At 67.5% G+C, this 10,087-nt stretch carries 8 protein-coding genes; 7 read left to right on the forward strand and 1 reads right to left on the reverse strand.

All coding sequences use genetic code 11. The annotated features are described in order from the left end of the window. Positions 1 to 113 precede the first annotated feature (113 nt). The 5 genes from ON04_RS07300 to ON04_RS07320 all read left to right on the forward strand — a co-directional run bounded on the left by ON04_RS07300 (position 114) and on the right by ON04_RS07320 (position 5,715). The gene (locus ON04_RS07300; protein WP_238529259.1) at positions 114 to 1,943 is read left to right on the forward strand and encodes an alpha/beta fold hydrolase; all 1,830 of its coding nucleotides are present in this window, start codon (positions 114 to 116) and stop codon (positions 1,941 to 1,943) included. An 84-nt stretch (positions 1,944 to 2,027) separates the two neighbouring features. Beyond that, positions 2,028 to 3,338 carry a glutamate-1-semialdehyde 2,1-aminomutase gene (hemL, locus tag ON04_RS07305; protein WP_010540948.1) on the forward strand — a complete coding sequence of 437 codons (1,311 nt, stop codon included), beginning with the start codon at positions 2,028 to 2,030 and terminating at the stop codon, positions 3,336 to 3,338. Further along, the gene (locus ON04_RS07310; RefSeq protein WP_010540949.1) at positions 3,335 to 4,246 is read left to right on the forward strand and encodes a histidine phosphatase family protein; all 912 of its coding nucleotides are present in this window, start codon (positions 3,335 to 3,337) and stop codon (positions 4,244 to 4,246) included. The genes hemL and ON04_RS07310 overlap by 4 nt, the downstream gene beginning before the upstream one ends. A 3-nt stretch (positions 4,247 to 4,249) precedes the next feature. Next, complete coding sequence (locus ON04_RS07315; RefSeq protein ID WP_010540950.1) at positions 4,250 to 4,858, forward strand: TlpA disulfide reductase family protein; 609 nt, start codon at positions 4,250 to 4,252, stop codon at positions 4,856 to 4,858. Next, the gene (locus ON04_RS07320) at positions 4,855 to 5,715 is read left to right on the forward strand and encodes a cytochrome c biogenesis CcdA family protein (protein WP_010540951.1); all 861 of its coding nucleotides are present in this window, start codon (positions 4,855 to 4,857) and stop codon (positions 5,713 to 5,715) included. Before ON04_RS07315 ends, ON04_RS07320 begins: the two co-directional genes overlap by 4 nt. Positions 5,716 to 5,735: 20 nt before the next feature. On the opposite strand, the gene ON04_RS07325 is transcribed toward ON04_RS07320, so the two are convergent. Next, positions 5,736 to 7,085, reverse strand: coding sequence for an HNH endonuclease signature motif containing protein (locus tag ON04_RS07325; protein WP_033444159.1), 1,350 nt, complete (start codon positions 7,083 to 7,085; stop codon positions 5,736 to 5,738). A gap of 371 nt (positions 7,086 to 7,456) precedes the next feature. Between ON04_RS07325 and ON04_RS17335 the strand changes: the two genes are divergently transcribed. Further along, positions 7,457 to 8,011, forward strand: a complete 555-nt coding sequence (locus tag ON04_RS17335) for a DUF3558 family protein (protein ID WP_420795331.1) — start codon at positions 7,457 to 7,459, stop codon at positions 8,009 to 8,011. Further along, on the forward strand, positions 8,008 to 9,903 hold the full coding sequence (locus ON04_RS07330; RefSeq protein ID WP_141564678.1) for a hypothetical protein: 1,896 nt from the start codon (positions 8,008 to 8,010) through the stop codon (positions 9,901 to 9,903). Before ON04_RS17335 ends, ON04_RS07330 begins: the two co-directional genes overlap by 4 nt. Positions 9,904 to 10,087 lie beyond the last annotated feature (184 nt).

Genomic DNA, 10,087 nt, shown 5'->3' on the forward strand with positions numbered 1-10,087 from the left:
GCAACCGTTAAATTCGGGGGTCGATGCGTCCGCTTCGCCGGAAAGACACCTACATCACATGGAATCGGGGATCGGTGCAGCCGTCTAGCACTTTCGTTGGCACCACCGCGGTCGTGGGAGCGATCGCACTTCTGGGAACGGGAGTGGCCGCGGCCGCCCCCGTCGAATGGCAGGATTGCACCGCGATGCTCGGAGTCGAGGCCGAGTACATCCCGGCCGGACTCGAGTGCGGGACCGTCGAGGTTCCCGTCGACTACGGCGACCCCGACGGCGACAAGACCCAGGTGGCGCTCACCCGCATCAAGGCCTCCAGCGGCAAGTCCCGGTCGGCCGTGTTCGGCAATCCCGGTGGCCCCGGTAACTACGCCCTGAACTTCTGGACCCCGGCCTTTGAAGGCACCAGCCCACGCGGCCTGTACGAGAACCATGATCTGGTGGCTGTGCAGCCACGTGGACTCTTCGGCTCCAACCCCATGGTGTGCAACGTCGACTACGTCGGCCCGAACTCCGAGAACCCGCTGCACGACGCCTGCTACGGCACCAATGCCGCGTACATGAAGTCCATGACTACCGAGAACGCCGCCCGCGACACGAACGCCGTCCGCGAAGCCCTCGAGCTGGCTGAGATCGACTACGTGGGAGTCTCCTACGGCACCGCGATCGGCACCGATTACGCCACCCTGTTCCCCGAGCACACCGGGCGCATGGTGCTGGACTCGAACACCCACCCCGACTGGCGCTGGTCGAAGCAGGCGGAGCAGGGGGCCCTGGCCCAGGAGCGTCGGATCAACGACATCTTCGGCTGGATCGCCGACCGTGACGACTACTACGGCTTGGGCGACACCCCGCTGAAGGTGTTCCACTCCTGGAAGTGGGTCACCGACCAGGAGGTCGGCGGCCCCGCCAACCTCACCCCGCCGCCGGCTGAGGCCCGAGACCTGCCCGTCGAACTGCGGGGCACCGCTCTCGAGCAGCCCGCGATCGACGTGGTGAACGGGACCGCCCCCGGACGCGCCCGGGTCGAGGGGTTTGCCCGCGCCGCAGCTCTGCAGGGGCTGACCAACAACGCCACCACCGGGCTCTACGACACCACCGTCGGCGCCACCTACTCCGAGCAGGCCTGGCCGATGCTCGCGCACATGCTGAAGTACTACAACGACGGCGGCGACATCGCCCGCGTGGACTACGAGACCGTGGGCTTGATGCTCGCCGCGCAGGAGAACCGCTCGCCCGTGTACCGCACGGACATCGAGATGAACGCCATTGTCACCTGCAACGAGACGGCCGACCCGTCCAGCCAGCTCGGCGTGTTGGCCGCGAAGGCCGACAAGTACACCGGAGGCAACCGCCTCACCACCCGCGCCGCCGCGGAGGCCGCCGGCGACGACTGCGTGGGCTGGCAGCCCGTCGCCCGCACCATCGGTCCCAACGGTGACGCGCTCGCGGAGAAGCCTCTCGTCCTGCACTCCGAGGACGACGCCGTCACCCCCATCGCCGGCGCACACCGCGTGGCCGAGGCCATGGACGGCGTCCTGGTGACCGTCGGCGGTGGAGACCACGGCACGTTCCGTTCCGGCAACGAGGCCGTCGACGATCTCGTGATGAGTTTCCTTGAGACAGGCGAGGCCGCGCCGGGTCACGTCCAGGGCAAGCCGTCGCCCGAGCCGCTGCCCCGCTGGGGTCAGGCCGAGCGCATCGCCGCCCAGCAGCAGGGCATGTCCGCCCCGGTGGCCGGGGCGGACGACTGGTACGGCACCCACCGCGACACCGGAGCCGCACCCGCGCCCGCCGCCAACCCGGCACCGGTCCTGGCGCCACTGCCCACCCCGCAGGAGCTGCAGCAGCAGGCGGAGAAGGCGTTCCACGACTTCGCCGCACCGATCGACGCAGCAGCCAAGGCGCTGTTCACGCCCCCGGGTGTGGCAGCCTCGCCGCAGGCCTGACACCGCGAGGGGGTATTCGGGCGCGGTCTTTGAGACACTTGTGGGGTGACGTCTTCGAGTGATGCCCTCCAGACCCCGTCCGGCATGTCCGGCACCACCCGATCGGCCGAGCTCTTCGCCGAGGCCCGCGAGCTGATCCCCGGCGGAGTCAACTCTCCGGTCCGTGCGTTCAACTCCGTCGGCGGAACCCCGCGCTTCATGCGTGAAGCGCGGGGTTCGCGCATGACGGACGTCGACGGCAACAGCTACATCGACCTCGTCAGCTCCTGGGGGCCGATGATCCACGGGCACGCCCACCCCGAGATCGTGGACGCCGTCCGCAACGCCGCCACCCGCGGCCTCAGCTTCGGAACCCCCACCGAGGGCGAGGTCGACCTGGCTCGCGAGATCATCGCCCGCACCTCCGTTGAGCAGGTCCGACTGGTGAACTCCGGTACCGAGGCCACCATGAGCGCCGTGCGCCTGGCCCGCGGCTTCACCGGCCGCGCCAAGGTGGTCAAGTTCTCCGGTTGCTACCACGGCCACGTGGACGCGCTCCTGGCCGATGCTGGCTCCGGGGTTGCGACCTTCTCTCTGCCGGACTCGCCCGGCGTGACGGGCGCCAGCGCCCACGACACGATCGTGCTGCCGTACAACGACGTCGAGGCCGCGCGACTGGTGTTCGCGAACCACGGCGACGAGATCGCCTGCGTGATCACCGAGGCCGCCGCCGGCAACATGGGTACGGTCCCGCCGCTGCCCGGCTTCAACGAGGAGCTGCGAAACCTCTGCTCCGACAACGGCGCGCTGCTGATCATGGACGAGGTCATGACCGGCTTCCGTGCCGGCGACCGCGGCTGGTGGGGCATCGACGGCGTGGCCGGCGACCTGACCACCTTCGGCAAGGTCATGTCCGGTGGTCTGCCCGCCGCGGCCTTCGGAGGACGCGCCGACGTGATGGCCCACCTCGCGCCCGTGGGCCCCGTCTACCAGGCGGGAACCCTGTCCGGGAACCCCGTGGCCGTGGCCGCCGGGCTCACGTCCCTGCGACTGGCCGACCACGCCTGCTACTACACCCTGCAGACCAACGCCGACCGGCTCGAGGCGCTGATCAGCAACGCACTGCAGGCCGCCGGCGTCGCCCACACCATTCAGCGGGCAGGCACCATGCTCAGCACCTTCTTCACCGAAGACCAGGTGGTCGACTACGCCGGAGCCAAGGCCGCCGAGTCCTTCCGCTACGCGCCGTTCTTCAACACCCTGCTCGACCGTGGGATCTACGCCCCGCCGAGCGCGTTTGAGACCTGGTTCGTCTCGACCGCCCTGACCGACGACGATTTCCAGCACATCGCCGATGCCCTTCCGGTGGCAGCCGAAGCCGCAGCCGCAGCGACCAACCCGGAGACGGCCCGATGAGCAATAACAAGCGCGGACTGCGGGGCAAGCTCGCCGTCCCGTCGACGGGCCCCACCTCACTGCCGATCCCCCTTCGGGGAGAGCATCCCGCCCCCGCCGACGCCCCGCCGTCGCTGGGCGGGTCCGCGTCCACCGCTGCCCGCGCGGAGGCTCCGGTCCCGCCGCAGCCCGAGGGGTCCGCGGCGTACGGGGCGGACCCGGGCACGATCGCTGCTCCCGGTGAGCCGGCTTCGTCGTCGTCGGGGACCCCGCGCGATGCCTCGGCTCGCGGCAACGAGACGCAGACGATCGTGCATCTGGTGCGACACGGCGAAGTGCACAACCCCGAGGGCGTGCTCTACGGCCGACTGCCCGGATTCCGCCTGTCCGAACTGGGCCGCAGCCAGGCCGAGACCGTGGGCCGTGTCCTGGGGGCCGGCCACGACATCGTGTCGATAGTCGCCTCGCCGCTGCAGCGTGCGCAGGAGACCGCGGCGCCACTCGCCGAGGCGCTCGGCCTGCCGGTGGGGATCGATGCCGACATCATCGAGGCCGACAACCGCTTCGAGGGACACAAGGTCGGCGGACGCGGCGGCGCACTGCGCGACCCGCAATACTGGCCGATTCTGCTCAACCCGATGCGACCGTCCTGGGGCGAGCCGTACCTGCAGATCGCCCACCGGATGATCGGCGCCGTGTACTCCACCCTCGACACCGCCCGCGGTCACGAAGCCGTGCTGGTAAGTCACCAGCTCCCCGTTTACACCACACGCCGGTTCCTCGAGGGCCGGCGGCTGTGGCACGACCCGCGTAAGCGTCAGTGCTCGCTGGCCTCCATCACCTCGCTTGTTTTTGAGGGCACTACGCTTCGTGACATCGTCTATTCGGAACCGGCGGGTGCCTCCGACCCGTCTCAGACTGGAGCCTGAAGCATGCGCAAGACCAAGGCAGCCATCGGCGCGCTCCTGCTCGCCGGCGCCCTCGCCGCCGGGGGCTGCGCGACCGGTGCGGACGCTGTGGTGGTGGGCCCTGAGACGTTCGAGTTCGTCAGCCCCGATGGACAGATCGAGATCCACTACGAGCCCGCCGATCGCAAGCCCGTCGCCACGCTCAAGGGTCCAGACCTCCTCGACCCCGATACCACCCTCAACGTGCAGGAAGACTTTGCCGGGCAGGTGGTCGTGCTCAACCTGTGGGGACAGTGGTGCGGGCCGTGCCGCTCCGAGTCCGACGACCTGCAGCGCCTGCAGGAGAAGTTCGAACCGCAGGGCGCGACCGTGTTCGGCATCAACCTGCGCGACCCCAATCGGCAGAAGCCCGTCGACTTTGTCAAGGACAACGGCATCACGTTCCCCTCGATCTGGGACCCCAGCAACGCCGCCGTGGCCGCACTGCGTGGGTTCCCGACGTCCGTGGTGCCGGCGACGATCATTCTCGATAAGCAGCACCGGGTCGCCGCCGTGTACCTGGCGGAGATCACCGACGACAAGCTGAGCGACACCGTCTCCGAGATCCTCGCCGAGGAGGTCGAACCGGTGTGAACCCCGAGGTGATCCTGCTCGGCCAGGGCATCGGGGAGACCTTCCAGCAGACGGTCTCCAGTGGGCCGATCCTGCTGGCACTGGGCGCCTGCGTGCTCGCCGGTCTCGTTTCTTTTGCCTCGCCGTGCGTGATCCCGCTGGTGCCCGGTTACCTGGCGTACCTCGCCAGCGTCGTGGGAGCCGAGCGGCCTCCGGCCACCGCGGCCGCCGCGGAGAAGCAGCGTGCAGCGAGTGCCACGCTGACCATGGAGGAGCGCCGCACCCGGCGCTCTTCGCGGGTTCGGGTGGTGGGCGCCTCGCTGCTCTTCGTGGGCGGCTTCACCGTGGTGTTTGTGTTGCTCAGTGCCATGGTGCTGGGAACTGTGCAGTACCTGGCCCCTCAGGAGCAGTTGCTGCAGCGGCTCGGCGGCGTGGTGACCATCGTGATGGGGCTGGTCTTTATCGGCCTCGTTCCCACTCTTCAGCGAGACACCCGTATGCAGCCCAAGGCCCTGTCGACCTGGGTGGGCGCGCCACTGCTCGGCGCAGTGTTTGCTCTCGGCTGGACCCCGTGCCTTGGACCGACCCTCGCGGCGGCCCTGTCGGTGGCCGCCGGCACCGGGGTCGACGCCGCCCGCGGCGTCCTGCTGATCGTGGCCTACTGCCTGGGCCTCGGACTGCCGTTTGTCATCGTGGCCTTTGGCTCCACCTGGGCCATGCGCACCGTGGGCTGGCTGCAGAGGAATACGCGTCGCATCCAGATCTTCGGCGGCATCATGCTGATCATCGTGGGAGTGCTCCTGCTCACCGGGGCCTGGGCTGAGTTTGTGTACTGGCTGCGCGACTTCGCCATCTCGGACACGACGCTCCCCATCTGATCGCAGCTCAAAGTATGTGTTCATGCTGTCTGCAGTGCGTGAGTGAGGGCGTGGTCGAGGTCTGTTAGCAGTGCGAAGGGCAGGATCGGTGCTTCCATTGGCGCAGGAGGCGGTGGCCCGGGTTTAGGTGCTGGTGGTGCGGCGGAGCGGGGCGTGTTCTCGGGCGGGATCCATCTCACGCCTTGGGGTGCGGCCGGATCGGGCATCGTGGTCCAGCCTGTGGAGTGGATCATGGCGTGGCAGTCGGCGCTGACGAGGGCGAGTTCGTTGATGTTGGTGTTGCCTCCTGCGGCCCAGGGTTTCCCTGCGTGGTGGGCTTGGCAGTGGCGGGCGTCTTGGTCGCAGTCGGGGTGCGTGCAGCCTCCGTAGGCGGCGAACAGGGCCAGGCGCTGGTAGCGGGATGCGGTTCGGCGGCTGCGGAAGAGGCGCAGCTGCATTTCCTCGTCGCACAGAGCGAGGAACCAGTGGTTGCCGCGCGCCATTGCCAGGGCTTGCGGGACGGGGACACGCAGGCCGGTGTCGGTGTGGCCGCAGCCGGCCAGGGTCGCTAACTGGTCGAGATCCATACGGATGACGATCGCCGCTGCGCCGGTCTTGGCGGGGTCGGCTGACAGGGCCAGAGTGAGGGCGTGGACCATCGCGTCGTGCATGCGTTGGCCGTCGGTCCGGTCGTCGGAGGTGTCGGGGTCGGGCCACAGTCTGCCCGGCTGGCCCCAGCGGGCGTGAACCTCGCGCATCAGTGCCGCGAGCTGGGGATCCATTGTCATGGACGCGCGGGCCATCAGATCCAGCCCCTGGCCGCCGCAGGTGACTGAACGACGGCGTGCGCGCTCGTCGGCGCCGCGCTCGGTCCGCCCCGGATCTAACTGATCCAGTAGTCGATGCGCATGCTCCTGCAGGCGGCGGGTCGTGCACTGGTCGGCGGCGAGAGCGATTAGCTGCTCCTCCAGGTGGGCGCGAACCTCGTCGTCGTAGTCGTCCGGCAGCGCGGCCAGCGCGGTGCTGATGATGCGCAGGTGCCCGGCGGATAGGGTGCCGGCGGCGGTGGCGCGCATGCGGGCGGTGTCGGCGATGGACGAGTCGTCGAGTCGGCCGCGCGCATCACTGGGGGACAGTCCCAGCCCACCGGTGAGCATCTGACGGTCGTTGATGAACCCCATTTGGCGGGCTGTTCCGGCGGTGCGTGCGGCAGCCACCACGCGGGCCTGGGTGGCGCGGATGCGGCGCTGGGCCTGCTCGAGCGCGACCAGTTCGGCGTGCAGCTCTGCGGCCGACGCCTCCTCCCACTCGTGCTGTAGGTGCACATCCAAGGCGGACAGCACGGTGGTCAGCTCCCCGCTGGCTGTGGTCCCGCTTCCGGTGTCGCTCATGCGTTCGATTAGATCATCTGGGTACGACACGAACCGGTCGATGCAGATCAGCGACACTTCTGGAGCGATGGCGACCGCTTGGCGAAGTTACGTTGCGGCGCCGCGCCCGTCGCGACCAATACGGTTCGAGCTGCGCTGCGCACTCTGGCTGGGTCGTGCGGGACGATTTGGTGGCCCACCACTTTGACGCCGCGAGATGTCATCCTTACCCGTGTGGATGCCCCGACCGTATGCCTTGCCGAGCTCTGAACTGCATGTTCCGTCAGGGCTTGGAAAAGTTTGGACAAAGTGGAACCGCGCGCTGCTGCCGGCACGTCGTACATGATGTGGGGAAAAGTAGAGCTGTAGGGGCCGCGCTGATCGCGGCTGGGATGGTGCTGACCGGGTGCGCGTCGGGCGGCGGCGTAGAGGGTTCGACGACGACGAGTTCCGCTACCGCCGAGCCCGTCAATCCGTGGGATCTTCCACTCGAGCAGAGGCCGGCCTTATTCGATCCGTGTACCGAGCTCCCGGTGGAGGCTGTGGAACAGGGTCTCGGTGGGCCGGTTGAGAAGGTGAATTTGTACGAGCGGAATCGACCCGGCGAATTAATGGCTTGCGGATGGGCTACAGATCAAGCTGAGATCAGCGTCTTGGCTACTTGGAAACCGCGATATGAATACATTAAAGACCGGTCATTAAAGATATTAGATTTGGAAAATAACGTAGATGGCAGAACGGGTATGCGGCTGGTCGATAACACAGCTGTGACCGAACGCTCGTGTATACAACTATTTTTCACTGAGCGAGGAACAATCTGGTTGCGACTGGACTTGCTCGACTTCTTTCGAGAGTTCAGGGGAGAGCGGCCGACTGAGCCGTGCGGGGCCCTAGAACAGGCGATTCCACCGATCATGGCTCACTACCCGCAAGGAGAATTTAAGTGACAGTTGTTCTTGACGCAGGCGCCGCCGAAAGTTGCTTTGCGGCGAGTATGGAATTTTCCCTAAAACTCCAACAATTAGCTCACAATTACGCAGTATCGGAGCAGGATTATGGCGGGGGTTCGTTTCGAACTGCTCGCCAACTGGGAGCGGTCTACTCGCTTTTTGTCGGGCATGATCTTCAAACTCTGCTTAATGGGTTTGCAGCTCAAGGCGAAGCTATGTCGTTCCTCTTCAAGGCGGCCGGCGGCCTAATCGAAGCCCAGGATGAAGCCTTGGCTGCCGCCCTGTCGAAGGCGACCGAGGAGCCGGCGGGGCTGCAGAGCCTGGGGCTGATCAATGCCGGCGAATCCGACGTCTTCAGCCTTGGCGATCAATGCGTTATGGGCGCCTACGGCCGGGTGGGACCGGAAGATGTTTCGAACGAGTCGCTCGAATGGATCGCGAGTAGCGCAGAGGGCCTGCAGCCCGGGCAGTATCTGGAAATCCGTCAAAGGGCCGCTGATGTGGCGCGCGACCTCGCGGAAGCTGCAGTGACACTCAAGAATGAGCTCGGCGGCGTGCTCGGCTCCGCCTGGCAGGGCGAGTTCGTTGTGAGCGCCTTGGACTCAAAGAGCAAGCTCGTCGAATCGGCGCTCTCACTCTCGACGGAACTGAACCAGGTCGCGGACAAAGCCCAGCGGGCATATGAAGGCCAGGAAACCACCCGCATCCGGGTCAGTGAGCAAGCGATGGCAGTTGCGGAGCAAAGCGGGTCCGGAACGTCGTTCTCCGGCAATGTCAACGCCTCCGCCATAAACGAGATCAGGAGACGCCAGGAGGCCGAAGAACAGGCCCGGGCGATCGTCAATCACGAGTACAGCCCAGCCGTGATGGATGCCAACCTCGACGATATGGACTTCACCACCGCTTACCGCGTCGTTTCGGGGACAGCGCTTGGCGGGCCGAACGGCATCGACATGGGCCGCATCTGGAACAACGACGGTGTCATCCGCCCGGCCACGGCGGGGACGCCGAGTGCTGCCGCACTTGCAGCGGCGGCCGGCGGTGGTGCGGGTGCTGACGTGGGTGTGGCTGGTGGCGGCGGGACTTCCGGAGGTGCCGGGGCTGGCCCGACGACGACGAGCTCGCCCGTTGCCCCGACGAATCCGACTACCGAGCAAGCGTTGCTGGCTTCTCGAGGGGGCGCTGTCGATGGCGCTGGGGCGGTTGCTGCTCCTGCGGGACAGGGGGCATCGGGCGGCGGCGTGAATGCGTCGACGACCGCTGCCGGTGCGCCATTCGTCCCTTCCACGACGGCTGGTGGCAGACAGTCGGGTGCCGGAGGAGGCGGAATCCCGGGTATTCGCGGGGCCGGCAGGTCCAACCGTGAGCGTGATCGTGGCTTCGGCAGTGCCGCGGGCCTGGTGGGTGGCGGCGGGGCCGCGGCGGCGGGTGCTGCGGCATCCCGCCTCGGCGGCGCCGGCACGTTGGCGGGAATCGGTGGGGCAGCCGGCTTGGGCGGGGGGCCAGGAGGCGGACCGAGTGGCGGTGGCGCGGGCGCAGGAGCGTTCGGAGCCGGATCCGCGGGAGCTGGGCCTGCGGGATCGGGTGTAGGAGGGACGTCGCCGTCGTCGTCGTCGGGCGGGGCCCAGGCAGGTCGAGCAGGCGCGATGCCGATGGGCGGCATGGCGGGCGCATCGGGTGCGAATCAGAATTCCGACCGCAAGGGCCACACGCCCGCCGGCTACCTGACCAATGCGACCAACACCACGGCCATCATCGGCGATCCGCTCAAGGTCTCGCCGGCGGTGCTGGGTCGCAAGCTGATGGAGGGTCCGGCAGCAGAGGATCAGCCCGAGCCGTTCCGGAGCCGGGTGATCGGACGCGACTACACCGGCCGCGCAGCAAATTAGCAGAAGACGGTTCCAGTCAAACGATCATTGTGCCTCGGCAGAATTGTCGATACTGATCGGATGAACGCGAACTCGGTACGGAGGAGGGCGGTCGGACTTCTCGGAGCCATGGCCGTGGTGATGGCAGGGTGCGGCGGAACGCAAAACGACGAATCGCCGGACCAGTCAGAGACGACCACCTCGA

Origin of the sequence: Dietzia alimentaria 72 (genome assembly GCF_000226215.1) — a bacterium.
Classification (GTDB): Bacteria; Actinomycetota; Actinomycetes; order Mycobacteriales; family Mycobacteriaceae; genus Dietzia; species Dietzia alimentaria.

Excerpts from the sequence above, each read along its gene's own strand:
- hemL (WP_010540948.1), top strand. The coding sequence starts at position 2,028 with ATGTCCGGCACCACCCGATCGGCCGAGCTCTTCGCCGAGGCCCGCGAG.
- ON04_RS07310 (WP_010540949.1), top strand. The coding sequence starts at position 3,335 with ATGAGCAATAACAAGCGCGGACTGCGGGGCAAGCTCGCCGTCCCGTCG.
- ON04_RS07315 (WP_010540950.1), top strand. The coding sequence starts at position 4,250 with ATGCGCAAGACCAAGGCAGCCATCGGCGCGCTCCTGCTCGCCGGCGCC.
- ON04_RS07325 (WP_033444159.1), bottom strand. The coding sequence starts at position 7,085 with ATGAGCGACACCGGAAGCGGGACCACAGCCAGCGGGGAGCTGACCACC.
- ON04_RS17335 (WP_420795331.1), top strand. The coding sequence starts at position 7,457 with ATGGTGCTGACCGGGTGCGCGTCGGGCGGCGGCGTAGAGGGTTCGACG.